24 protein-coding genes and 2 pseudogenes are annotated in these 24,091 nt (G+C 70.8%); 13 read left to right on the top strand and 13 right to left on the bottom strand.

Annotated features, from left to right (window positions below; translation table 11 throughout):
- Window positions 1-170: 170 nt before the first annotated feature.
- From HUT19_RS28595 to HUT19_RS28580, 4 genes are all read right to left on the bottom strand, one after another.
- A complete protein-coding gene (locus tag HUT19_RS28595; RefSeq protein WP_176183201.1) occupies window positions 171-707 on the bottom strand; it encodes a GNAT family N-acetyltransferase in 537 nt (178 codons plus the stop codon).
- Entirely contained in the window at window positions 704-1,285 is a 582-nt protein-coding gene (locus HUT19_RS28590) for a helix-turn-helix domain-containing protein (RefSeq protein WP_176183200.1), read from the bottom strand. Before HUT19_RS28590 ends, HUT19_RS28595 begins: the two co-directional genes overlap by 4 nt.
- A gap of 83 nt (window positions 1,286-1,368) precedes the next feature.
- Window positions 1,369-1,869, bottom strand: a complete 501-nt coding sequence (locus HUT19_RS28585) for a hypothetical protein (RefSeq protein WP_176183199.1) — start codon at window positions 1,867-1,869, stop codon at window positions 1,369-1,371.
- The gene (locus tag HUT19_RS28580; protein ID WP_254885840.1) at window positions 1,866-2,531 is read right to left on the bottom strand and encodes a hypothetical protein; all 666 of its coding nucleotides are present in this window, start codon (window positions 2,529-2,531) and stop codon (window positions 1,866-1,868) included. Before HUT19_RS28580 ends, HUT19_RS28585 begins: the two co-directional genes overlap by 4 nt.
- Window positions 2,532-2,658: 127 nt before the next feature.
- On the opposite strand from HUT19_RS28580, the gene HUT19_RS28575 reads away from it, so the two are divergent.
- The gene (locus HUT19_RS28575; RefSeq protein WP_176183198.1) at window positions 2,659-3,192 is read left to right on the top strand and encodes a GNAT family N-acetyltransferase; all 534 of its coding nucleotides are present in this window, start codon (window positions 2,659-2,661) and stop codon (window positions 3,190-3,192) included.
- An 82-nt stretch (window positions 3,193-3,274) separates the two neighbouring features.
- Here the strand turns inward: HUT19_RS28575 and HUT19_RS28570 are convergent, their stop codons facing one another.
- The gene (locus HUT19_RS28570; RefSeq protein ID WP_176183197.1) at window positions 3,275-5,380 is read right to left on the bottom strand and encodes an MFS transporter; all 2,106 of its coding nucleotides are present in this window, start codon (window positions 5,378-5,380) and stop codon (window positions 3,275-3,277) included.
- 168 nt (window positions 5,381-5,548) lie between these two features.
- Here HUT19_RS28570 and HUT19_RS28565 point away from each other — a divergent pair, with 168 nt between their 5' ends.
- Complete coding sequence (locus HUT19_RS28565) at window positions 5,549-6,718, top strand: peptidoglycan-binding protein (RefSeq protein WP_176183196.1); 1,170 nt, start codon at window positions 5,549-5,551, stop codon at window positions 6,716-6,718.
- A 229-nt stretch (window positions 6,719-6,947) separates the two neighbouring features.
- Window positions 6,948-7,610, top strand: coding sequence for an HAD-IA family hydrolase (locus tag HUT19_RS28560; protein ID WP_176183195.1), 663 nt, complete (start codon window positions 6,948-6,950; stop codon window positions 7,608-7,610).
- A 77-nt stretch (window positions 7,611-7,687) separates the two neighbouring features.
- Here the strand turns inward: HUT19_RS28560 and HUT19_RS28555 are convergent, their stop codons facing one another.
- Window positions 7,688-8,269: a TMEM165/GDT1 family protein gene (locus tag HUT19_RS28555; RefSeq protein WP_176183194.1), complete on the bottom strand. Its 582-nt coding sequence runs from the start codon at window positions 8,267-8,269 to the stop codon at window positions 7,688-7,690.
- 508 nt (window positions 8,270-8,777) lie between these two features.
- Here HUT19_RS28555 and HUT19_RS28550 point away from each other — a divergent pair.
- The 6 genes and pseudogenes from HUT19_RS28550 (at window position 8,778) to HUT19_RS28530 (ending at window position 14,273) form a co-directional block, all read left to right on the top strand.
- On the top strand, window positions 8,778-9,446 hold the full coding sequence (locus HUT19_RS28550; protein WP_176183193.1) for an HNH endonuclease family protein: 669 nt from the start codon (window positions 8,778-8,780) through the stop codon (window positions 9,444-9,446).
- A gap of 116 nt (window positions 9,447-9,562) precedes the next feature.
- The gene (locus HUT19_RS28545) at window positions 9,563-11,329 is read left to right on the top strand and encodes an alkaline phosphatase D family protein (protein WP_176183192.1); all 1,767 of its coding nucleotides are present in this window, start codon (window positions 9,563-9,565) and stop codon (window positions 11,327-11,329) included.
- Window positions 11,330-11,475: 146 nt separating this feature from the next.
- Window positions 11,476-11,806: pseudogene (locus HUT19_RS43300) on the top strand (FAD-binding protein); the annotation flags it as partial.
- A gap of 133 nt (window positions 11,807-11,939) precedes the next feature.
- A complete protein-coding gene (locus HUT19_RS28540) occupies window positions 11,940-12,413 on the top strand; it encodes a DoxX family protein (RefSeq protein ID WP_176183191.1) in 474 nt (157 codons plus the stop codon).
- A 201-nt stretch (window positions 12,414-12,614) separates the two neighbouring features.
- A complete protein-coding gene (locus tag HUT19_RS28535) occupies window positions 12,615-13,298 on the top strand; it encodes a DedA family protein (RefSeq protein WP_176183190.1) in 684 nt (227 codons plus the stop codon).
- Window positions 13,299-13,493: 195 nt separating this feature from the next.
- Window positions 13,494-14,273 (top strand): lytic transglycosylase domain-containing protein, encoded by a 780-nt coding sequence (locus tag HUT19_RS28530; protein ID WP_176183189.1) that lies wholly within the window; start codon window positions 13,494-13,496, stop codon window positions 14,271-14,273.
- Here the strand turns inward: HUT19_RS28530 and HUT19_RS28525 are convergent.
- A complete protein-coding gene (locus HUT19_RS28525; RefSeq protein WP_176183188.1) occupies window positions 14,254-15,024 on the bottom strand; it encodes an alpha/beta fold hydrolase in 771 nt (256 codons plus the stop codon). The genes HUT19_RS28530 and HUT19_RS28525 overlap by 20 nt on opposite strands.
- A 493-nt stretch (window positions 15,025-15,517) precedes the next feature.
- Between HUT19_RS28525 and HUT19_RS28520 the strand changes: the two genes are divergently transcribed.
- Both HUT19_RS28520 and HUT19_RS28515 read left to right on the top strand, forming a co-directional pair.
- A complete protein-coding gene (locus HUT19_RS28520) occupies window positions 15,518-16,531 on the top strand; it encodes an MASE1 domain-containing protein (RefSeq protein ID WP_176183187.1) in 1,014 nt (337 codons plus the stop codon).
- A gap of 235 nt (window positions 16,532-16,766) precedes the next feature.
- Window positions 16,767-17,401: pseudogene (locus tag HUT19_RS28515) on the top strand (histidine phosphatase family protein).
- Window positions 17,402-17,785: 384 nt separating this feature from the next.
- On the opposite strand, the gene HUT19_RS28510 reads toward HUT19_RS28515, so the two are convergent.
- A complete protein-coding gene (locus tag HUT19_RS28510) occupies window positions 17,786-17,965 on the bottom strand; it encodes a hypothetical protein (RefSeq protein ID WP_176183186.1) in 180 nt (59 codons plus the stop codon).
- Between the two features lie 13 nt (window positions 17,966-17,978).
- Between HUT19_RS28510 and HUT19_RS28505 the strand changes: the two genes are divergently transcribed.
- On the top strand, window positions 17,979-18,347 hold the full coding sequence (locus tag HUT19_RS28505; RefSeq protein WP_176183185.1) for a transposase: 369 nt from the start codon (window positions 17,979-17,981) through the stop codon (window positions 18,345-18,347).
- A gap of 26 nt (window positions 18,348-18,373) precedes the next feature.
- Here the strand turns inward: HUT19_RS28505 and HUT19_RS28500 are convergent, their stop codons facing one another.
- On the bottom strand, window positions 18,374-19,093 hold the full coding sequence (locus tag HUT19_RS28500) for a VWA domain-containing protein (RefSeq protein ID WP_254886236.1): 720 nt from the start codon (window positions 19,091-19,093) through the stop codon (window positions 18,374-18,376).
- Window positions 19,094-19,573: 480 nt separating this feature from the next.
- Between HUT19_RS28500 and HUT19_RS28495 the strand changes: the two genes are divergently transcribed.
- The gene (locus tag HUT19_RS28495) at window positions 19,574-20,089 is read left to right on the top strand and encodes an N-acetyltransferase (protein ID WP_176187412.1); all 516 of its coding nucleotides are present in this window, start codon (window positions 19,574-19,576) and stop codon (window positions 20,087-20,089) included.
- A 51-nt stretch (window positions 20,090-20,140) separates the two neighbouring features.
- Here HUT19_RS28495 and HUT19_RS28490 read toward each other — a convergent pair whose 3' ends face one another.
- From HUT19_RS28490 to HUT19_RS28475, 4 genes are all read right to left on the bottom strand, one after another.
- The gene (locus tag HUT19_RS28490) at window positions 20,141-21,103 is read right to left on the bottom strand and encodes an acyltransferase (RefSeq protein WP_254885839.1); all 963 of its coding nucleotides are present in this window, start codon (window positions 21,101-21,103) and stop codon (window positions 20,141-20,143) included.
- 209 nt (window positions 21,104-21,312) lie between these two features.
- The gene (locus tag HUT19_RS43295; RefSeq protein WP_254885838.1) at window positions 21,313-21,504 is read right to left on the bottom strand and encodes a hypothetical protein; all 192 of its coding nucleotides are present in this window, start codon (window positions 21,502-21,504) and stop codon (window positions 21,313-21,315) included.
- 235 nt (window positions 21,505-21,739) lie between these two features.
- Window positions 21,740-22,366, bottom strand: a complete 627-nt coding sequence (locus HUT19_RS28480; protein ID WP_254885837.1) for a TIGR03086 family metal-binding protein — start codon at window positions 22,364-22,366, stop codon at window positions 21,740-21,742.
- 191 nt (window positions 22,367-22,557) lie between these two features.
- Complete coding sequence (locus HUT19_RS28475) at window positions 22,558-23,925, bottom strand: hypothetical protein (protein WP_176183183.1); 1,368 nt, start codon at window positions 23,923-23,925, stop codon at window positions 22,558-22,560.
- Window positions 23,926-24,091 lie beyond the last annotated feature (166 nt).

Raw genomic sequence — 24,091 nt, 5'->3', positions numbered from 1 at the left:
AACATTGCGCGCGGAAGGTGAACACACCCAGAACATCCGGCAACACCACGGCACATCCCATACACCCTTGGCCGGGGATAAATTGACGTTTGAATAACGTGCCCGAGGTGCTGTCGAGACCCCGACTCACAGACACGCACCCGACTCGATGGGAGCCGACGGCTTTCGAGTCAGACCGCCCGAAGCCGCTTGTAGAAGAACGAGCAGTCCTCGAGGGTGCCGTCCGGGTCGGCGGCGTAGGCCGGGACGAGGCCGTAGCGGGTCCAGCCGTCGGCGAGGTAGACGTGTTCGGCATCGCTGCCGGTGCGGGTGTCCAGCAGCAGGAGGGTGACCCCGGCGGCCACGGCGGCGGCTTGGGCCGTGGCCAGGAGGGCGCGGGCCAGCCCGCGGCCGCGGGCGGTGCGGTGGACCATCAGCTTGAGGATCTCGGCGCGGTGGCGGCCGTTGGGCTTGGCGGACAGGGCCAGGCTGACGGTGGCGGTGATACCGGCCGCGTCCCGGCAGACCCAGACCAGCAGACCGCCGTCGGCGACCGCCGGGGCCTGGGTGCGCCACCAGGCGGCGGCCGACTCCTGGTCGAAGGGGGCGAGAAAGCCCATCGAGGCACCGTCGTCCACGGCGTCGACGAGGAGTGCGGCGAGCCCCTTGACGCTGCTGTCGAAACTCTCGGGGGCCAGGCGGTCGATGGTGTAGTCGAAGGACGTCACGGGAGCACCACCAGCACCGCGTAACGCACGGGTTCGGCACCCACACAGCGGAACCGCGAACTCCCCCACAGCCGGAACCGCAGACAGTCCCCCGCCCCCAGCTCGTGCACCCGGCCGTTGGCGGTGATCTCCACGGCCCCCTCCAGCACCCAGATGTGCTGCTCGAGCCCTGGCACCGGCGGTCCGTCGTACGCGATGTCCGCGCCCGGGCTCAGGGTGCCCTCGACGATCTCGCCGCGCAGTCCGGCATGGGGCGGCGAGACGGAGCGGCGTACGAAGCCGGACGAGTCGTCCCGCCACACCGGTTGCGCCGTGGCGCGCACCACCTGCGGCGGTTCCGACTCCACCTCGGCCAGCAGCCGTGACATGGTCCGCTCGTAGACCGCGCACAACCTGTTCAGCAGGGCCGCCGTCGGGCTGATCTCACCGCGCTCGAGGCGGGAGAGCGTCGACCGGCTGATGTCCGCCCGCCGTGCCAGCTCGTCCAGCGACCAGCCCCGTTCCGTTCGCAGCTCCGCAAGCCGCGCGGACAGCCGCGCGTCCAGCACGTCCCCGTCCGCCTCCAGACCGTCTCTCATATCCGAGATGATATCCCACATACGAGAAAACCCGCCCCCGGTCGGGAGACCGGGGGCGGGCGGAGGCTCACGGGGACGCTCGCTCAGATGCTGAGCAGGCGCTCCAGGACATTGCGGTAGCCGCGCATGGCCAGCCGCAGTTCCTCCGTCTCGGACACGACCGTGCCGTCGTCGTGCCAGGCCGAACGCAGGGTCTCGCGGCGCTCGGTGAGCAGGGCGTTGATCCGGCTCGCGAGCTCCTCGAGGAGGACGTCCGCCTCCTCGACCGCGCCGCGCGGGGAGTCCACGAACCCGCTCACCGCCTGCCGCAGACGCTCGTCGAGCGCCTCGTGCTCACTGGTCGGCAGCACCGGGAAGCTGGGCCCGCTCGGCGTGCGCGACGTACTCGGCGTACCGGGCGCGCCGCCGGACGGTTCCGCGCGGGGCGGGGCGGTCTCCTGCTTCTCCACGGTCCGCAGCCGCCGCGTCTCGTGTCGTTCGCCGTTGAGTCGGTTGATGCGCTTGAGTCGTTGGGTGTCGCGCTCCGGGGTGTGCGGGGCGATGGGGTCCTCCATCGCTACGGGGTCCGTCGTCGGGTCCGTCACCAGGCTCCGCCCTTCCTCGTACGGCCAAGGCCCAGCTCCCACCGGCCGCCGCGGCGCGAACGGTGCGCGGTGCGCGGGGGCGAGGTGGGGGTGTGATGTGTGTCGCCGTCGGCGTGGTGCGGTGGCTTCACCAGGTCCTCGAAGAACGGCCGGGCGTGCGCCACGGCCTCACGCAGCTCCTCCGTGTCCGCGAGGCCCTCGCGGGCCCGCGCCGCCGCGGTGTGGATCTGCCGGTAGCCCTGCACACACTGCGCATGGTGCACGGACAGCGCGGTGACCTGCTCCGCGTAGCTGGCGGACGGATAGCCGCGGTCCCGGGCGAGGCGCGCCAGCAGCTGGTCGGCAGCGGCCACCGCCCACTCGGGCGAATCGATGAACTGCTCCTGCACACCGGCCCATTCGGCCGCGTAACGCTCGCGCAACTCACCGGCGAGCGGCTCGGCCCGCAGGTCTCCGTACCGTGCGAGCCGTTCCTCCAGTTCACGGTGGGCGGCCGCGGTGTCACCCGCGTGCTCCGCCACGCTGAGTTCGTATTCCGGTCCGAAATGGCGCCGCAGCACACGCTCTCCGCGCCCCGCACCGCCACGTGCGATCCGGACGGCGAGCGCGGCCGCGACGACGACCGCAACGACAACCACGATGATGATGGCGCCAGTTGACATGGTCTGCTTCTGCCTTCCCGCCAGTCGCCCCCGACGGATCCGGGAGCGCCTTACCTCTGCGGGTAGCCCGAGCGCCCGCCCTCAAACGAAGTCGCGACCCGGGCACCCCTGCTGCGAGGATCGCGGCATGCCCGGCACCGCACCCCGTACGCCCCGCGCCACCGCCTGCTGGACCGTGTCCGCGCGGCCGGTCGACGACCCGGTGGCGACCGCCCTGTTGCGCGCCTACCTGGTCGATGTCGCCGACCGCTACTACCAGTTGCACGAGGGCCGGAACGCCACCCCCGAGGAGATCGAAAGCGCGCTGCTGGAGATGCCCAGCGACGACCTCACCCCGCCGGAGGGGGTGTTCCTGCTCGCCCACCACAACGGCGGACGCGAACCCGCCGGATGCGCCGGGCTGCGGCGGCTCGACACGCACACCGCCGAGCTGAAGCGGGTGTTCATCCGCCCCGGCAAACGCGGTCTCGGCGGGGGCGGTGCGCTGCTCACCGCCGTCGACGCGGCGGCTGACGCGCTGGGCGCCCGGCGGATCGTGCTCGACACCCGGTGGGACCTGGTCGAGGCGCGGTCCCTCTACGCCCGCCACGGCTACCGGGAGGTTGCGCCGTTCAGCGACGGGCCGTACGCCGAGGTGTGGATGGCCAAGGAGCTGGGGTGATCCCGTTGACGGCGCCCCTTCGACGGCACCCCGCCGAGGACGCTCACGGGGCGCGGTCCACACCCCGCGCCGTACGCCCCCCTCACCGCGCCCACGGCGGCTCCGGCCCCTGCCACGGACCGCCGCCCCGGCCGCCACCGTTGCCGTTGCGCGGCTGCTCCGCGTCCGAGCCGCACATCTCCCGCGCCAGCTCGTCCACCAGCTCTATCAGGTCCGTGGGGCGCGACGGCGACCACCAGTCGCCCAGCAACTCGGCCAGCGACGCCTGACGGGCCCGGTACAGCTTGGCCACCACCTCCCGCCCCTGGGCGGTCAGCATCAGCTCCAGCCCGTACCGCCGGCCGAGCCCCCGCTCCTCGATCTGCCGGGCCGCCTCCGTGATGACCCGCAGCGGCACGGGGGTGCGCTCGGCCAGCAGCGCGGGCTCGACCGACCCGTGGTGGTCGATGCGCAGCAGCATCCAGCTCGCGGCCGGTCTGAGATCGAACCCGGCCCGCCGGGTGATGTCCGCGTAGATCTGCCGACGGCCCTCCCGGCTGCCCAGCAGCGACAGGGCCCGCGCGCATTCGTCGTGCGAGGAGCGCTCGACCGGGTTGCTCGCCAGGACCTCGCTCGCGTCGGGTGCGGTGACACTGCCGCGCAGCGGCTCCTCCCGCAGATACCAGGCGAGGACGAAGGCGATCAGCACCACCGGCACCGCGTACAGGAAGACATCGGTGATGGAGACGGAGTACGCGTGCAGCACCGCCGAGCGCTGGTCGGACGTCAGCCGTCCGATGGCCCGCGGGTCGGCGGTCAGGGCGCCGATGTCGACACCCGCCGGGAGCCGCTGTCCGGCGAGCGCGTCGGCGATGTGCGGGCCGAGGTTGTTGGCGAAGATCGTGCCGAAGACGGAGACGCCGAACGAGGCGCCGATCGACCGGAAGAAGGTGCTGCCGGAGGTGGCGACGCCCAGGTCCGCGTAGCCCACCGAGTTCTGCACGATCAGCACCAGCACCTGCATGACCAGGCCCAGCCCGCTGCCGAAGACGAAGAAGTACGCGCTGGTCTCCACCACCCCGCTGGTCGCCTCCAGCTGGTGCAGGAGCAGCAGCCCGACGGCGGTGACCGCGGTGCCCAGGATCGGGAAGACCTTGTAGCGGCCGGTGACGCTGACCAGATGCCCGGAGACGGTCGAGGCGAGCAGCATGCCGATGACCATCGGGAGCATGTGGACGCCGGAGACGGTCGGTGAGACGCCCTGGACGACCTGGAGGAAGGTCGGCAGATACGTCATGCTGCCGAACATCGCGAAGCCGACGACGAAGCCGATCACCGCGCAGAGGGTGAAGGTTCGGCTGCGGAACAGTTTCAGCGGCAGCACCGGCTCCGCGGCCTGCGACTCCACCCGTACGAAGGCGAACAGCAGCCCCGCGCCGAGCGCCGCGAGCCCGACGATCTGCCAGGAGCCCCAGCCGTAGGTGACACCGCCGAGCGAGGCCACCAGCACCAGGGCGACGGCGACCGCGGCGATCAGGGCGGTGCCGAGGTAGTCGATGGTGTGCGGGGTGCGGCGTGCCGGGATGTGCAGCACGGTGGCGATGACGAGGAGGGCGACGATGCCGAGGGGCAGGTTGATGTAGAACACCCAGCGCCAGCTGAGCTGGTCGACGAAGAGCCCGCCGAGCAGCGGTCCGAGCACACTGGTGGCGCCGAAGACCCCGCCGAAGAGACCCTGGTAGCGGCCGCGTTCACGAGGCGGGACGATATCGCCCACGATGGCCATCGACAGCACGATCAGACCCCCGCCGCCCAGCCCCTGGAGGGCGCGGAAGGCGATCAGCTCGCCCATGTTCTGGGAGATGCCGCACAGCGCCGAGCCGATCAGGAAGAGGACGATCGCGGCCTGGAAGAGCTTCTTCCGCCCGTACTGGTCACCCAGCTTGCCCCACAGCGGGGTGGCGGCGGTGGAGGCGAGCAGATACGCCGTGACGACCCAGGACAGATGCTCCAGACCGCCGAGGTCGGCGACGATCGTCGGCAGCGCGGTGGAGACGATCGTGCTGTCGAGGGCCGCGAGCAGCAGTCCGAGCAGGAGCGCGCCGATGGCCACCAGGACGGTACGCTGCGGCCGGCCCTCCCAGGGGGCAGCTGCCACCGGACCCGGCGCGCCCGGCGCCGGAGTCGGGTGGCCGGCGTCCTGCGCCATGGCGACTCCTCGGCTGCTCGGGTTCCCATCTTCACCCCATCCTCACCTTTATGCCCCGTTACGGCCCGCCGAGCGGGTCCACGCAGCGGCCCACACCGCGGACGAACACCTGCGCGCAAGCCGATCGGATGCCGCATAATCGCTGCGAATCCAGGGAGGGAAAGACCCGTGACGGCAGAATCCTGCCCGCACTGCTTGGCCCCGGCGCGCGCCAACGGCCGCCCCGGGTGCGCCTGCGCAGCGCGCGCCGCCGCCGCTGCCACCGCCGTCTCGACGGCGGGCGACACCGATGAGGCGACGCATGTGCGGCCCGTTGTCGCGCGCTCCGAGGAGAGTGTGACCAGACCCGGTCCGCGCGATGTGCGGCTGTTCGAACGCGGCCCGTCAAAGGCGGAGGCGCAGGCAAAGGCGCAGGCGGAGGCAAAGACGGAGGCGGAGGCAAAGACGGAGGCGGAGGCAAAGACGGAGCCGAGCACCGGCACGGCGGACACCGGCGCAGACACCGGCCCCGGCACGAGCGCCGACGCCGACAGCGGCACGAAGGCCGACGCCGACGCCGACGCCGAGACCGACGCCGCCGCGACCCAGGCGATCCAGCCCGTCGGCGACCCCGGCGGGAGCGGTGACCCGGACGCGGACGCCGCGGCCGGAGACACCGGCGACGCCACCTCCGGCCGCCACCGCAAGAGCCGCCGCAAGCCCGTCGCGATCATGCTCGCGGGCGCCGCCGCCGTGGCCGTGGCCGGGACGCTCGCCTTCGGCACCGGACTGCTGGGCGGCGACAACGAGGACGACGGCGGCGGAAAGCGCGAACGCACGCTCGCGACCACCCGGCCCAGCTCCCCGGCCGACAACGGCGGCGGGGCGTCCGAGGACGGCGGCGGGTCCGGCGGGCCCACGTCGTCCTCGGGGCCCGGCCTCTCCGGGCCCGCCGGAGCGCACGGATCCGGCGCCCCGCGTACAGACTCCGGCTCCGGCCCGGGCCGCGACGTCGACCCCGCGCTCCCGAGCGCCTCCGCCTCGGCCCCCGCGACCCACACCAAGGCCGGGCCGAAGCCGACAGAGTCGACCGGCCCGGCCTCCACCCCGCCCACGAGCCCGGACCCCACCGGTCCGGCCGTGCTGGGCGAGGGCGACAGCGGACCCGAGGTCAGCGAGCTTCAGAAGCGGCTGACGCAGTTGCTGATGTACCTCGGCGCGGCGGACGGCGAGTACGACGAGGGGGTCAAGGACGCGGTCTCCAGCTATCAGGACCGCTATGACGTCAAGGGCGACCCGGACGGGGTCTACGGCGAGAACACCCGCCGTGACCTGGAGTCCAGGACCGATGAGCCGTGATCGTGCCGCCCGCCGAGACGGCGGGCGGCAGCGGGCCCGGCAGATCGGCCACGGGAAGCACTGGCGTTGGGGCGGACCTATTTGTATGGTGGAGGAACAAAGTGGTTCCGCCCGCACTCCCTGACCGGCGGGCGGAGCCACTTGTCTTCTTTTTTCTCTTGCTCACCCCTTTTAGCGCGCTTAGTCGCGTACATCGCGTTCCGCTTCCCGAGCACTGAGGAGTCCGCCGATGCCGGCCACCACCGCACTCACCGCCCGCGCCCTGCTCCTCGACATGGACGGCACGCTGGTGAACTCCGACGCCGTCGTCGAGCGCTACTGGCGGCTGTGGGCCGCCGACCAGGGGCTGGACGAGGAGAGCGTGCTCAAGGTCGTCCACGGGCGGCAGGCCCACGCCACCATGGCGGTGCTCCTCCCGGACCGGCCCGCCGAACAGAACCTGGCCGACAACCAGTGGATGCTGGAGCGGGAGAGCACCGACCTCGACGGCGTTGTCCCGGTGCCCGGAGCGCCCGCCTTCATGGCCGCGCTGGCCGGTCTTCCGCACGCCTTGGTCACCTCGGCCGACGAGCGGCTCGCCCGCGCCCGGATGGACGCGGCCGGACTGCCGATACCCGAGGTGCGGGTGACCGCGGAGAGCGTCGGCGTGAGCAAGCCCGACCCGGAGGGCTTCCTCAAGGGCGCCGCCGAACTGGGCTTCGCCCCCGCGGACTGCATCGTCTTCGAGGACTCGGAGGCGGGCATCGCGGCCGGGCGGGCCGCCGGGATGCGGGTGGTCGGCGTCGGCCCGCGCGCCGCGGCCCACGCCCCGGACGTCCATGTACGGGACCTGGAGGGGATCCGGGTCGAGGCCGCGCCCGACGGCACCCTCCGGCTGCGCATCACGGCCTGAGCTCCCTGAGCTCCGGAGCCCCTGGACCCCTGGGCCCCCTGAGCCCCCTTCGGCCGGCCCGGTCCGCCTCCGCGCCGTCAGCCGGTCACGGCCTCGTAGACGCTGAACCCGCCCAGTGTCAGCATCACCAGCGCCGCGACCTTCGTGATCAGCCGCAGCGGTACGTACCTCATCAGCGTGCGGCCGCCCAGGATGCCCAGGCCCGCGACCGTCCACAGCGCCAGCACCGCGCCGACGCCGACCGACAGCGGGTCGTGGTAGCGGGCGGCGAGGTTGGCGGTCATGATCTGGGTCAGATCGCCGAACTCCGCGACCAGGATCAGCGTGAAGCCCGCCCCGGAGACCTTCCAGAAGCTCTGGTCGGCGGGCTTGCGGATCTCCTCCTCGTCCTCGTCCTTCTTGAAGAGCAGCATCGCCGCGCCACCGAGGAAGAGCGCCCCCACGAACGCCGAGAGGAGCCGTTGCGGCAGCAGGCTGAGCGCACTGCCCGCCGCGATGGCGAGGCCGACATGGAGGGCGAAGGCGGCCGCGACACCCGCGAAGACGTAGGCCGCGCGGTAGCGGGCACCGAGCATCAGCCCGGCCAGGGCGGTCTTGTCGGGCAGCTCGGCGAGGAAGACGACGCCGAAGACGACGGCGGCGACGGTGAAGCTGAACACAGGCTGGTTACCTCATCGGGTCGGGCCGCACCGAGGGGCCCCGGGGAGGGATCGCTTCGGCACGGCAGCGTCGGACACTGCGGCCGAAGGTCTCGCTGGCGTACGGGCGACCGGTCCGCGCGATGTGACGGCGGTCTCACTCTCGTACGCTCCGGGCGCCGGCCCGCACCTCGAGGGGCGGGCAGTATGTCGACGGTCCGGCGAGGAGCTACTCCCCTTCTGCTGCCCACCAGGATACGGGACGCCCCCGGAAGCCCCGGCGGCTGCCCCGCAGGCCCGGCGGCCCCGCAAGCCCCGGCGGCCGGGACCCCCCGCGGCCGGAGCCACCGGTGAACGGCGGCCGCGCACCACGCGGTGGTACGCGGATGTGAGGCATCCGCTTCCAGTAGCCCCTTGCGTTGACATGGCCGCGTCGCCACCCTGTTACCTGGCGCCCACCCCACAGCAACGCGGCGCCGACACGATGGCCGGGCACCGGCCAACGACCCCCCACATCAAGGGAGTTCGCATGTCCACAATGCGCGTCCACTCCGCCCGGCGCAGCGTCTACGCGCGTCGAATATGCGTCTTCGGCGGATTCGCGGCTCTGTTGGGCACTCTCGTCCTGAACGGGCCGAATGCCCAGGCCGAGCCGCCCGCCCCGCCGAGCGCCGAGACCGTCCGCGGCTACCTGGGCGAGCTGACGGTGAAGGCGGAGGGATCGATGGACGGTTACAGCCGCGAGAAGTTCCCGCACTGGATCACCCAGAACGGCGCCTGCAACACCCGCGAGGAAGTCCTCAAGCGCGACGGCACCAACGTCCAGACCGACTCCAGCTGTGCGGCCACCAGCGGCAGCTGGAAGTCCCCCTACGACGGCGCCACCTGGACCGACCCCGCCGACGTGGACATCGACCACGTCGTGCCGCTGGCCGAGGCGTGGACGTCCGGCGCGAACTCCTGGACCACCGACCGGCGCCAGGGCTTCGCCAATGACCTGACCCACGCACAGCTCATCGCCGTCACGGACAATGTGAACCAGTCCAAGAGCGACCAGGACCCGGCGGAGTGGCTTCCGCCGAGCACGTCCTACCACTGCATGTACGCCCGGATGTGGGTCTCGGTGAAGCACGAGTACAAGCTGTCGGTCGACGACGCCGAGAAGTCCAAGCTCAGCCAGATCCTCAACGGCTGCTGAGACCGCTCCACCGCACCCCCGCGCCGCACGGACGGCGCGAAACACGTGCCGGGACCTCCCTGCTCTCCTCCGTCGTTCCGTACCGTACGCATACGGAAACGACGGAGGAGGGCCGGATGGCCGGGCTGCGCCTGGGACCACTGCTGCGGCAGGTCGACTGGGAGACCGGGACGAACGCGACCGTCTGGGTCGAAGCCGACCGGCCCTGCGAAGCCGAGGTGAGGTGCGCCGACGGCGCCGGCGGCACCGCCGCCACCTGGCATATCGCCGGGCACCACTACGCCCTGGTCCCGGTCACCGGGCTGCGCCCGGGAAGCGAGACGGCCTACCGGGTGCTGCTGGACGGCGAGCAGGTCTGGCCGCTGCCCGATTCGGACTTTCCAGACAGCACGATCCGCACCCCCGCGGCCGCCGCCGGCGCCGGAAGCCCCGCCACCGCCGGAAGCGAGGACGTGCCCGTACGCATCGCGTTCGGCTCCTGCCGCTGGGCGGCTGCGCCCTCCGACGCCTCGCACGACCCGGTCGGGCCCGACGCCCTGGACACCCTCGCCGCCACCCTGGCCCGCACCCCCGGCGCCCCGCGCCCCGATGTGCTGGTGCTGCTGGGCGACCAGGTGTACGCGGACGAGACCTCCGAGGAGACCCGCCGCCGCATCGCCGCCCGCCGCGATCCGAACGAGCCACCGGGTGAGCAGGTCGCGGACTACGAGGAGTACACCTGGCTCTACTACGAATCGTGGCTGGACCCCGAGGTGCGGTGGCTGCTCTCCACCGTCCCCAGCTGCATGATCTTCGACGACCACGACGTCATAGACGACTGGAACACCAGCGAGGCGTGGCTCAGCCGGATGCGGGCCACCCCGTGGTGGGAGGAGCGGATCGTCAGCGGTCTGATGTCGTACTGGGTGTATCAGCACCTGGGCAACCTCTCCCCCGCCGAACTGGCCGCCGATCCGCTGTACGCGGCGGTGCGCGAGGCGGCCGACGGCACGGAGGCGCTGCGGGAGTTCGCCTCCCACGCCGACGCGGACCCCGCGTACACCCGCTGGAGCTACCGCCGCGACTTCGGGCGGGTGCGGCTGCTGATGGTCGACACCCGGGGCGCCCGGGTGCTGAGCGAGCACGAGCGGGCGATGCTCCATGACAAGGAGCTGGCATGGGCCCGCGAACAGGCGCTGGAGGGCACGGACGCACCCCACCCGCCCCACGGCACGGACTCACCCCACGCGCCCCACGCGTCCCAGGGCACAGGCTCGCCCTACGACCACCTGCTGATCGGCAGCTCCCTGCCCTGGCTGCTCCCCCACTTCGTGCATGACGTCGAGACCTGGAACGCCTCGGTGTGCACCGGCAGACGCGGAGCGCGCTGGGCGCGCATCGGCGAGGATCTGCGGCAGCGGGGCGACTTGGAGCACTGGGCCGCGTTCCCCGAGTCCTTCGACGCCCTGACCGATCTGATCGTGCAGGTGGGCGGCACGGCCTCGGCACCGGCCACGATCAGTGTGCTGTCGGGCGATGTGCACCACGCGTACATCGCCGAACCGGACTGGTCGCGCTGGCCGGGGCGGCCGCGCAGCCAGGTGCGCCAGCTGACCTGTTCTCCGGTGCACAACAGCATCCACGCCTCGATCCGGGCGGGTTTCCGCTTCGGCTGGAGCGGGGCGGGAAGGGCGATCGGCCGGCTCTTCACCCGCCACGGCCGGGTTCCGCGTTCGAAGCTGAGCTGGCGCAAAACCGGCGGCCCGTGGTTCGGCAACCAGCTGATGACGCTGACGCTGCGCGGACGTACCGCGCGGCTGCGGCTGGACCAGGCGCGGAGTGGCTCGTCAGGCGGCCCGGCCCGGCTGACGGCGGAGTTGGAGACGGAGTGGACCGGGCCCTGACCGCGGGGCGCCCTCCTCCCGCCCCCCGCCGACCTCGCACACCGTGGTGCGAGTGATCCGCCCCACACCGGAGGGATCAGTTCCGGCCAGCGGCTCGATTCCCCGGGAGCGACCGGCATGAGGGGCGCGCGTCCTGCGTCCAGCATCTGCGCGGTACGGCGGACGCGTTGCTGAGGGGACTGCCGCGTACCGGGCAGGGCCGCCCGCACCAGGTGGACGGCCTACGAGACGGGCGGTGTCGATGTCACCCCGGCGCCGTACCGGCTGGTGGACGCTCAGAACAGGCCGCATCCGTGTCGGTTCGCCGTCGGCGTGCCGACCGAGGGCGTTCACTGGGTGATGGCCGCCGGGGCCCGGCCGGGGGTGAATTCGGTCACGTTGTGCGACACCGACGCCATTGCGCGTGCGGTGCTGCGGGTGGCCGTATCGGACGGAGCCTGGCAGGAAAGTGTCCCCGTCCCGCGTATCCGCCCCTGAAGGGCGAGGCCAGACGTTCTCGAAACAGTGGACGGGGGCTCAAGTTTGGCAGGAACTTGAACTTGCAACAATAGGTGAGGGTAACCTAACCTGGCGCGTTGTTTCCCGTCCCCGGAACAAGGAGCACGCCCTCATGTCCCCCTCGACCGCGCCACGCTCGCTCGGCGAACTGCTCGACACCGGCAGGCCGTACGTTCTGTCCCTTTTCCGCATCGTTGTGGGTCTGCTCTTCTTCTGCCACGGCGCCTCCTCCCTGCTGGGCTGGTTCGGCGGGATGATGGGCACCGGCAAGACCGTCGACGCGGGCACCTGGCCCGGCTGGTACGCCGCGGTGATCCAACTCGTCGGCGGCGGCCTGGTGATGCTCGGACTGGGCACCCGCAGCGCCGCGTTCATCTCCTCCGGTTCGATGGCCTACGCCTACTTCGTTGAGCACCAGCCCGAGAAGCTGTGGCCCATCGAGAACGGCGGCGAGGCGTCCGCGATGTTCTGCTGGGCGCTGGTGCTCCTCGTCTTCACCGGCCCCGGCCCGCTGGCGCTGGAGCGGCTCTTCTCGCGCGCGTCGGCCGCGGACGCCCCAGCGCGGCGTCAGCCGACCGCGGTGTAACAAACCGGCCGTTCAGGACCTGTCTCGTCCTGCATCACGCCATGCGGGGCACATGTGCCCCGCATGGCGTGATGCGCACAACATGGTCACCCCTTACCGCTATCCTCTTCCGTCACAGGCGTACGCTGTACGGCTGTACAGGCCGCGTCTGCCGCTTCCCGGCGACAAACGCAGCGGGGGAACGGGATCGGGAGTAGAACGGTGCTGGAAGAATTGGGGTCGCTGACCAACACCCCATGGATTTACGCGGTTATCGCGGTGTCCGTCCTGCTTGACGTCTTCCTGCCCGTCCTGCCCAGTGGGGTCCTGGTCATCACCGCGGCCACCGCCGCAGCCGGGACCACGGTGGACGCCGTCGGCGCGGTGCGCCAGGCGGACGCCGCCGACTTCCCCGCGATGCTGGCCCTGGTGCTGTGCGCCGCGACCGCCTCCGTCCTGGGTGACATGGTTGCCTATCGGCTGGCCTTCCGTGGCAGCGACCGTCTGGATCGAGCCATTGCTCGCTCCCGCCGGCTCACCAACGCCCAGGAGAAGTTGGACACCGCTCTGGTCCGGGGCGGCGGTCCGCTGGTGGTCATAGCCCGTTTCGCGCCCGCCGGGCGCTCGGTCGTCAGCCTGGGCGCCGGTGCCGCCCACCGCAGGGTCAAGGAGTTCCTCCCGTGGTCGGCGGTGGCCGGGCTGGCATGGGCCGCGTACAGCGTGGCCCTCGGCTATGTCGGTGGCCAGTGGCTCGGCGCCACCTGGCTGGGAACCGCGGTCTCGGTGCTCGCGCTCTTCGCGGCGGGCGCGGGTGCGGCGTATGTGATGAAGCGCCCCGACGAGGACGAGGCGGGCCCGATGCCGGTGGCTGCCGCCGCGGCGGGCCAGCCGGTCCAGTACCCGTAGCGCGGTGTCCGGGCACACGGGAGTCGCGGCCGTGCGGACCGGAGCCGAGGCCGGACGCACCGGAGCCGAGGCCGTGACCGGGCGTGCCGCACCGGTCCGCGGCCGCACCGGGCCCGTGTCGGTGGGCGATTACGACTCGGCCCCGGATTCCGGCTACCGTCCCCCCATGCGTACCCCCTTCCTGCCGGGCCCGGCATGCTGAGCCGCACCGCCGGGCTGGTCGCGGCGTTCCTGGCCGGCCTCGCCCTGGTCGTCGCCGCCGTCCTCGTCGTGCGGCAGCTCACCGCGCCCTCGAAGCCCGGGTTGCCGGTGATTCCGGAGGCCCGGCGCCCGGTGGTGGAGGTCGCGGCGCGCCTCTGCTCCCCGCTGAGCGTTCCGCTGCTGGCCGCGCAGATCGACGCGGAGAGCGGCTGGCGGGCGGACGCCGACTCCGGGCAGGCCCAGGGCATTTCGCAGTTCGCCCCGGACACCTGGAAGGAGTGGGGGCGGGACGGCAACGGCGACGGCAAGGCCGATGTCTGGGAGCCCCGGGACGCCATCCCCTCGCAGGCGCGCTACCTGTGCCATCTGTACACCGTGGTCGAGGAGGTCCCCGGCGGCTCGACCCGGCTGGGGTCGACCCGGCTGGCGCTGGCCGCGTACAACGCGGGGCCGAGCGCGGTGATCAGGGCAGGGGGCGTGCCGAAGATCCACGAGACGCGCGGCTACGTGGACAAGATCATGAACGATCTGCTGCCCAAGTACCGGAAGAGCGAGGCGAAGTACCAGGAGAGCGAGGCGAAGCACCGCTCCAAGAAGCGCGGCACCCCCAGCCCCTCGCCTTCCTTCCCCGCCTCGCCGTCGTCTTCGTCGTCCGCCTCGTCCTCCGGGGCCACCGCGTCGTCCACCTCGCTGTCACCCGCCCCGGACGCCGCCGCGGCCCCGCCGTCGACCACGCCCGGCGCCACCGCGCCCCCTACCCGTCGGCGGCGATGAAGTCCTCCACGGCCCGGACCAGTTCCAGCGGGGTCTCATCGGCCGGGTAGTGCCCGGCGCACGGCAGCTCGACCAACTCGGCGTTGGTGTACCAGCGCAGCCAGGTCTGCCGCATGACGTCGGCCGTCAGCGCCGGGTCGTGCGCCCCGACCACCACCCGGACCGGTACCTCGGCCCCGCTGACCTCCTCGTGGAAGTCCTCCAGGGCCCAGGAGTCCAGCCACGCCCGGAACGCCTTGGCATCGCTGTACTTCACCGAATGCCGCACCATCAGGTCCAGCCACGCGGCCGGATGGCGATTGCCGGTGGTCAGGTCGATGATCACCCGCCGGTTCTCCGGACGCTCGGCGGCGGACGCGAACAGTTCCCACTGCTCGCCCTCCATGGGCACCCCGCTCGCGGGCACCGGCGCCACCCCGATCAGCCGTCGGACACGGTGCGGGGCCGCGGCCACCACTCGCTGGACGACGGCGCCGCCCATCGAGTGTCCGATGAGCGAGAACCGGTCCCAGCCGAGATGGTCGGCGAGCGCGAGCAGATCCCGCCCCGCCTCACCGGTGGTGAACGCGCCGGAGATGTCTCGCGCCTCCCCGTAACCGCGCAGATCCGGCAGGACGTAGGTGAAGGCCCTCCGGTCGACGTGCGGCAGCATGGCCGTGTACGCGGCCCGGTCCGAGAACCAGCCGTGCACCGCCATGACATGGTGCGGACCGTCCCCGACGGTCTCATACGGTGGAACGATGGGCCCCATGGCACCTCCGGTCCCAGTCGGGTACGGGCGCGCGGCGCATACCCGTGGGGGACAACGGTGACGTCTCCCGCGGAAGGGGGCAAGCCCGATGCGCATATGCGTGCCCGTTGATGTGGAGGACGTCCACATCGTGGACATGATGTGTTGCATGTGTCGGGGGAGCTTAGGGATGGTTCACGAGGTTCGCCACATTCTTGCTTGATTTTGACGAACCGATCGGTCACGGCGGGACGTGCGATCTGGCGGCGAGCGCGTTCACCAGACATATTGCGGCCCAACTGGTCCACGGTATAGGCAGGTTGAATGGTCCGCACCGCTGTGGACAGGACGCTAGAACTCCCGGATTAGGGTGTCAATACGGCCTTGACGGGCGCGGTGACGGGTCATGGGCACCGGCCCTGCGGCACGGCCCGCCGCGCCGTTCCCCCGTACGGGCGGGCTCCCCGGCCCCGCCTGCGTGTCAGCCGTACCGCGCGGGCAGAGGCGTAGTCAGATGACGGCTGTGGCGCGCGATGACGGGACGATCCGGCGATACGGTGCCATGGTCCTGCGGATCGCGGCCGTGGCCGCCCTCTACTACGCGGGCGCCAGGATCGGACTGTTGCAGGAGCTGGTGCGGGGCCAGGTCACCCCGCTGTGGCCACCGACCGGGATCGCGCTCGCCTGTCTGCTGCTGCTCGGCCCCGGCATCTGGCCGGGGGTCGCGCTCGGTGCGCTCGCGGTCAACGCCCCGATCGGGCCGTCGCCGCTCGCCGTCGTCGCGATCGTCGCGGGCAACACCCTCGCCCCGCTCTGCTCCTTCCTCCTCCTGAAGCGCGCGGGATTCCGCATCTCCCTGAACCGGCTCCGGGACGCGCTGGCCCTGGTGTTCCTCGGTGCGCTGCTCGGGATGCTGATCAGTGCCACCGTCGGGACCGCCGTACTCGTCCTGGCGGGCGCGCTGCCGTCCGGCGGCTTCTGGCCGGCCTGGTCGGTGTGGTGGACGGGCGACGCGATGGGGGTCCTGGTGATCACTCCGCTGCTGCTCGCCCTGCGCGGGGCGCGGGTGCCGCGCGAGATCCACCTCTACCGATGGCTGGAGGCTGCGGTCCTGCTGCTGGGCACGGCGGCCGTCACGCTTGTCGCCACCCGGAGCATCGCGAGCCTGCTCTTCCTCGTCTTCCCGTTTCTGATCTGGGCGGCGCTGCGCTTCCAGTTGGCGGGCGCCGCGCCGTGCTCGTTCATCGTCTCCGTGCTCGCGATCAACGCGACGGCGGAGGACATCGGTCCGTTCTCGGGCAACTCCCTGCTGACCCAGATGGTGACGCTCCAGGCGTTCAACGGCACCACCGCACTGACCGCCCTGCTGCTGTCGGCGATCATCGCCGAACGGAACAACACCCGGCGGCAGATCGAGCGGGTGTGCGCGGAGCTGGCGGAGGTGGTGGTCCGGCTGACGCCGGACGAGACGCTGCGGCCGTGGCCGTCGCAGCGGGACGACGAGGAACCTCCGGACGGACGGGGCTAGTGCGGGCGGGGCCCGGGGAGCCCGGGCGGGGGCGGCGCCGTCTGACAGGGCGTACCGAACACAGCGCGCGACGGGGGCGTACGCGGCAGGGGTGTACGCGAACGAACGCACCCGGCAGCGGCGTACGCCACGGCGCGGCCCGAGCGAGCGCGCCCCGACCCGACCGCATCCGCCCCCATCACCACACCCCCCGGCGGCAACCGGGACACCGCGCGCCAAGAGAACGACAGGAACCATGACCGCCACGACAGCCACCCGCTACCTCTATCTGACCCGGCACGGCGAGGCCACCGCGGACGAGCACGAGCTGACGGGCGTGGGCCGCCGCCAGGCCGTCCTGCTCGGCAAGCGGCTCCGGGGCGTGCCCCTGTCGGCGATCCACCACGGTCCACTGCCCCGTGCCGCCCAGACCGCACGGCTGATCGGCGACCAGCTCGACGGCGTGCCCGCGCATGTCTGCGAACCGGCCGGGGACCACGTCCCGCACACCCCGAGCGGCATGAACCCCCCGCCGACCCGGCGGACTTCCTGCTCGAGTTCGTCCACCGGTTCCCGGCGGGGGAGCGGGAGCGCGGCCCGCTGCCGGCCCGGCAGGCGGTGGAGCGGTTCACCGGCCCGGTGGACGGTCCCGAGGACCGCCACGAGCTGCTGGTGACCCACAACGTCCTCATCGGCTGGCTGGTCCGGGAGGTGCTCGACGCCCCCAACTGGCGCTGGCTGGGACTGAACCACGGCAACGCGGCGCTGACGTTCATCCGCTGGCCGCCGCCGGGCCGCCCGCCCTCCGTGGTCTTCTGGAACGACATGGCGCATCTGTCGTCGGAGCTGCGCTGGACCGGCCTCGGACCGGATCTGCGGGCCATGCCCTGAGCGGAGCCGCGCGCTGACCGCGGTCGCGCCCTGACCGACACCGAGGGGGCACACCGAAGGCCGGACCCGCGCTGTTGGGTCCGGCCCCCGCTGTGTCCGAGTCGCATGCAGCCCAGCAAGCGTGAATAAGGACAGGACCCACCGTAGAGCCCGGCACTGACATTGATGCTGATACTCAGGTTCCGGTGGCCGTGGCTCGGGCACTGACTGACGCCCTGCTGGGCTGTCTTCGCGTTGTTCTGTCCGGCCGCCGGAACCTGTTCTCATGGCTCCGGCCGGGCGGAACATGACCTGATAGGAGCTTGACCAGAAGCCCCTTCAATGTCCTGTCTGCGCCACCCGGCCGGTGCCCACCTCCGGTTGGAAGGTGCCGTCAGCATGACATCAGAGGTCGCGGAGGACACCGCGGACCAGGACGTGTCCGGTGGGGTCGACTCCCACGCCGACACCATCCACGTCGCTGTCATCAGCGACAACGGCGGCCACCTCGCGGACGCCGAATTCGCCACCACCGCCGCCGCCGGATACGCGGCGGCCCTGGCCTTTCTGACCGCATATGGTCATGTGATCGCGATCGGTGTGGAAGGCACCTCCTCCTACGGGGCCGGCTTCACCCGGGCCGCCCACTCCCAACGGGCACCAGGTCGTCGAGGTCAACCGTCCCGACAAGGCCGAACGCCGCCGCACCGGCAAGTCCGACCCGATCGACGCCTACGCCGCCGCCCGCGCCGCCCTGTCCGGACGAGCCGGCAGCGCTCCCAAGGACGACACGGTCGGGGGGATACGCGCCTTGCACAACGCCGCCCGCTCGGCCGTCAAGGCCCGGACAGCCGCACTCAACCAGATCGGCAACGTCCTTGTCACCGCCCCAGAGACCATCCGCGCGAAATACGGGCAGCTCAAGGGCACCGACCGCACCGAGGCATCGGATCCATCCGGCACATGAGACCACGGTCAGCCGCCGGTCCTTGCTCAGCGGGGGCGGGTGCGGGAAAGATCATTCACCACACCGGCGGCCCGGGCGGCGGTCAGCCACTGCGGGAACTCCTGGAGCAACTGGTCGTAAAGGCTTTCGTCGGACAGCGACTTCGGGGACGGCCCGGCGGCGAAGAACCCGGCGTTGTCGACCAGGCGCCTGTCCGGCACCGGCAGCTCGTCCAGCTTCCGCAGGAAGCGGAACTCGTCGGAACCGAAGCCGATGAACTGCCAGAAGATCGGCAACCGCGCGGCCGTGCACAGCACATGCTCCGCGGCGGTCTTGGACGTCGGGGAGCCGTCGGTCTGGAAGACGACGAACGCCGGGTCGTCGGCTCCCGATGCCTGGTAGTGGTCGATCACGGCCTGCATGGCGATGTGATAGTTGGTGCGCCCCATGTGCCCCATCGCGTCGTGCAGCGGATTGATCCGGTCCCGGTAGTCGTCGAGGCTGATCTCCGCGGTGCCGTCGATGTCCGTGGAGAAGAACACCACCGGCACCACCCCGTCGTCATCGAGGTTGGCGGCAAGGGCGAGCGTCTGCTCCGCCAAGTGCTGCACGGAACCGTCGCGGTAGGAGGGCCGCATGCTCCCGGACCGGTCCAGCACCAGATACACGGCGGCGCGCTGCCCGCCGACCCGGTGCTTGGCCAGGGACACCGCGGCCGCCTTGTAGAGGCTGACCAGCCCGGGAGCCCGGGCGGCAACCTTCTCCAGACTGACCCCGGCGGCGGAGGCGCCGGTCGGGGCGGCGTCCGTGGGAGTCGGCTTGGGTGGCTTGCGGTAGTCGATTCGGGGGCGCTTGCGGTAATCGATGACCACGCAGGCATTGTGCACCCAAGCGCCGGGGCGCGTCCCCCCTTCGACCGAACCGTACTGGCTGATCGGGATCGATACCGCCCGCGGCTGGTGCGTTCGGGCAGGGTCTCCGTGCTCACCGCACTCGCAGACGAGACGACGCGCCTCGGCGTGCCACCCGGCTCGTGGACTGCCGACCGCCCCAGCTACCGGCGGATGCCCCTCGCCCCCGACCGGTATCCGGCCGACGCCCAGCCGCCGCACCAGGCCCTGGCCCAGGCAGCCGACGAAGTCCTCCAGAAGGCCCGTACCCAGGAGGTAGACCGTGGCCGCACAGCTCCTGGCCGCCCCGGACAGGAGAAATCCGTTGCCGCGCCACGGCGCGGATCGGCATCCTTCATGACCGTGATCACTACGGACACATCCGCGAACGCCACCCTCGTGATGCCGGTCAGCGTACGCGACCTCCGGCATCGGGATCTGCCCGCCTGCACCTGGTCCGGCTCACCCACACATCTACGCCGTGTGGAAAGGGAGTTGGCGCGGGCCGCCGTCGGCGAGGTGGACTATCTGGCGGTCTGCACCCCGGCGGATCTGCCGGTCGCCATCGGTGGTGTGGACTATCAGGCCTCCGAGGGGGCCGGAACGCTCTGGCAGCTCGCCGTGCTCCCGGCGCTCCAGTCGCAGGGGCTGGGAACGCTGTTGATCCGGGCCGCCGAGCGGCGGATCAGGGCCCGTGGTCTGCGCAGGGCCGAACTCGGTGTGGAGGAGGACAATCCGCGGGCCCGGACCCTGTACGAGCGGCTGGGCTATACCGCGTACGGTCGCGCGCCCGACGCCTGGGACGAGGAGGGGCCTGACGGTTCGGTCCGGCGACACGAGACGATGTGCGTTCTCATGCGGAAAGGGCTGTGAGCGCCCGTCGTGCTCCGGCCAGCCGACCAGCACTGACCTGGCGTCATGGGCTCATGGCATTGCCGCCGTGCGGGCACGAGGTGTGGAGAAGCGTCGCATGCAGGGGCTCTCGACACCCCGGTACAGCGACCATGAGGCCAGCACGACCAGCGGAAGAGCGATGGGGAATATCGCGATGCCGTTCCATTCCTGGTCTCTGAGGGGCAGGACCACCATCGCCAGAGCCATGCCGTGGACGAGATACATGGCGTACGAGATCTCACCCAGGAAAACAGCGGGTGATGTGCGCAGCAGGGACGCCTTGCCACGTCGGTCCAGCTCCGCGGTCGCGTGCACGAGCAGGACGATCGGGACCACGGTCGCAGCGGCATAAGTGCAGGTTTGCGGCAGGTATTCGCTGCCGAAGACGATGATGCCGATGACGCTCATCCCCGCCGGGAAGGCGCCGATCCGGGGCAGCCGGATTCCGGTGATGGCGATACGAGCCGTCACCATGCCGAGGACGAATTCCGGCAGGCGCGCGAGGGGCAGCAGATACACGGACCAGAAGCTGAAGAACTCCGTGCCGTCAGGACCGACAACGCATGCGCAGATCACCGGCCATGCCCAGGTGAGGGCGATGGCTGTGCCGGCGCCCAGGAGAAGGCCGCGTCGCGACAGTCGATTGATCAGGGGTAGGAGCGAAGGGAAGAGGAGATAGAAGAACATCTCCGCGGCCAGTGACCAGGATGGCGGATTTCCTGCCAGTACGAAGCGCTCGCTGGGAATCCAGGTGTTGACCAGGAACAGGTTGGAGAGGTTGGCCGCGATCCCGGAAGCGCTCGTGGTGGCCGCCGTGCTGGTGATGATCAGGGCGGTCACGACCAGGCACCAGGTGAAGAGGTGATTGGGGAAGATCTTGGCGACGCGCCGACGCCAGAACGCCCGTGTGGTGTCGGTCGGGCGGGCGGAACAGCATACGGCGCATAGGAGACCTCCCGCTGATGGGCGCGGGGGCCCATCGCTACCGCTCATACGCATGGTGAGCGGGTGGGTCACCCGGGATCGACATGGATGTCCGACCGTGGCCGTGGAGAGCTGGGCGACCCCCTCGCGCGGATAGCCACGATTGACCCACCGCTCCGGGCCGCGGCATAGCAGGAAGGGCAGAATTCACCCGCATGGCCTAGAGCGCGCCGAGTTGACGGATCCGGCGTGCGCGGAGCCCGTCGAGCGTGGCCCGCTCACGCCCCCGGCGCCGTCCACGGATCCTCGCGGGACAGCAGCTCGGACAAGGACACTCCGGACCGGGACGCGAGGGTCCGCAACCTCCGCAGTTCGGCGCGGGTGCGGGGCCGCGGCTTCGGCTCCTTGCCGCACCCGCACCCCGAGAACCCCTCGTAGCGCAGCCCCTCGCCCAGGACCTCGGCGACCACCGACCATCCCGGACGTCACGCCTCCGCGGCGGCGCGAAGTCATGGCCCGCGCACACCAGCGGCCGGGCGCAGTTCGGGCAGGGCCGGTTCGTGCCCACCGGGCCCGGGAGCTGCTTGAAGCTGACACGACATGACAGACACGCGTAGTGCAGCTTGTAGATGGTCATGGCGTAGAAACACATCCGCTCACCGTAGTGAGCCGCCCCGCGACAGGTCCAAGGGTTTCACATGGCGCTCATCCGCGCTCAGCGATCGCTCCGGGCGTCCTCCCCATCCGGCGCAACAGCCGATCCTGTACGGACTCATGAGCTGCGGGCGCAGCTCCGGGTGCGGCGAAGAACCGGTGGCTTGTATTGACGTCGGCGGGAGTCTCGGGCAGACCGGCATAGATCTCGTCGAGATGGTCGCTGATCCAGGCAACCAGCCCCGAATGAAGATGCTCATCGGCACCGACCGCGCGGGCGAGATCCCAGGTGTGCATGGTGATATCAGTCAGCTTGACCCCCAACGCCCGCTCGCCGGTGAGCTTGCCCAAGGGGTAGTCGAGCACCCTGTTCAGAGCGCCCGGAGCGGCGAAGGCCTCAGCGCACAACTGGAGGGAACGGACGTAAGCGCCGACTGCATCCGTGCCGAGAGCATCGGCGTCCCGTGAACGCAGAAATTCCGCGCCTGTTCCGCCGTCCAGAAGCCCGACGTAGTTGAGATTTCCGCGGACCACATGATTCACCAACTGCCGGACATTCCACTCCGTACACGGCGTCGGCCATGTCCACTGAGCGGACCGCACCGCTCGCAGTCTTTGTTCGAACTCGGCCCCGGACAGCAGGAATCGCTCGATGAGTGTTTGTGAGGAGTCAGCCACGCCCCAAGCCTCGCGGTCACCGGAACGCGGGGCCGGCGGATATCGGACATCGCGTTGCCGGCTTGGGGTGCCCGTCGAGTCCAGTGAGCTTGCCGTGCTCGGCGTCGGCCGCTGTCTGGAGTTCGATGAGTCGTCAGGGATTTCCACGGCCGGGTCATAGGCCGCTGATCAGACCCTCAATCGGATGGCGATCAGGTAGCGGCTAGGAACTCGACAGCCCGCTCATCCAGCTCAGCGGCATACCGCACTCCGCGGGCCCGAAAACGAGCAAGATCACTACGCATCCGCTTCACCGCCTTGCGGGTGCGGACGGACCGCACACCGTTCATATGGTCCATCGCCCGGTTCCAGGTGGCACACGCCTGCTCGATGCTGCCGCCCTTGAGCTGCATCTCGGCGCTCGCCACCAGGTCGAGGGCGACGATCCGCGCATAGGTAACTGGACGAGATGCTGCGGCCCGCGCGTACTGCTCCGCTGCCGCCTTCCGGTCGCCCAACGTCTCGTAGACCTTGGCATTGCGCGAGTAGACCGACGCAGCAGGCGGACCCCAGGCAAGAGCCCAGAACGGCACCTCGTCCCCGCAGTCAGCGGCCAGGAGAGTACGCGCCCGCTCGGCCTCACCAACGGCCGCCTGCTTCTGCCTGGACTTGGCCAGGGTGTGGGCGTGCACGACGCGGAAGAGCGCTTCTGTCTGCACGTCGACCTTGCCCTTGGCGCGGTTCAGCCCGGTCTCGGCCAGGCCGAGGCAGTGTTCGGGCCGGTGCAGCTTGAGCCCTTGCATGGCCATCGTGCGCATCACGAACCCGTCGTGGCCGGGAACACCGGACTCGACGGCGAGAACGTAGGACTGCAAGTAATAGCGCTGAGCCAGGCCCTGCTGTCCTGCGTCGTAGGACTTCCAGCCGAGCAGGTGCACGCCGCGGCTGGCGGCAGAAAGCATGTGCCGGCGGATCTCGTCGGTTCGGAAACGGCCTCGGCACAGAGGGGCGACGTCGTCGCGCAGGTATTGCACCAGGGCACTGCGTCCGTGCTGTCCGCCGTGGCGTTCGTCCATCTCGGAGAAGAGGCGCACCATGTCGCGGACCGCAGCCACTTCCGCCATGCCTATGGTCTGACCGGTGCGGGCAGCGGCGGTGCGGGCGGCGATCTCTTGTACGTACGACAGTGGGAGGCTGGCGGCGGCGACCGAGTAGGCGGACGTGGTGAGGAAGCGGCGCCGGTCCAATTCGTGCCTCCACATTGGCAGCAGGGTGTCCAGTGGATCCTTGTTGAGGGACAGTCCCAGGCTGTCGTCCTCCTCTTCGTGTGGCGCAATGCCCAGATCGTGAAGGGTCAGCAGGCGGCCGAGCTGGCGGGAGAGTGCCACGGCGAGATAGCGGCCGGTATCGCCTGCGGGGACGACACCACTGATCCAATGCTCGATGGTGGACTTGTTGGTCCGTAACGCCGTCCCACACTCGGCGGCTACGGCGCGCACCTCCTTGGCCAGGGCCTCGTACGTCAGCCCAGACTCGGCGACCAGGTTCCTCAGCTGGTGATTCGGCGTGCCCTTGGTCATGAGTACCTGCCCCGTATACCCGATATACCGCTTGCACTGCCCGACACCGTACCGCCGACATCCCGACCTGGGTTGACTGGTTGTCAGGGCCAGGCGGTCGGGGAAATGCGACTCTCCCGGCCCCGGCCGCGTGGCCAGGCACGACGTCCACAGCGCGCTCACTCCC

Source organism: Streptomyces sp. NA02950 (genome assembly GCF_013364155.1).
GTDB lineage: Bacteria > Actinomycetota > Actinomycetes > Streptomycetales > Streptomycetaceae > Streptomyces.
Note: the sequence above shows the minus strand (reverse complement) of the source record. Positions and strands in the feature narration are given on the sequence as shown.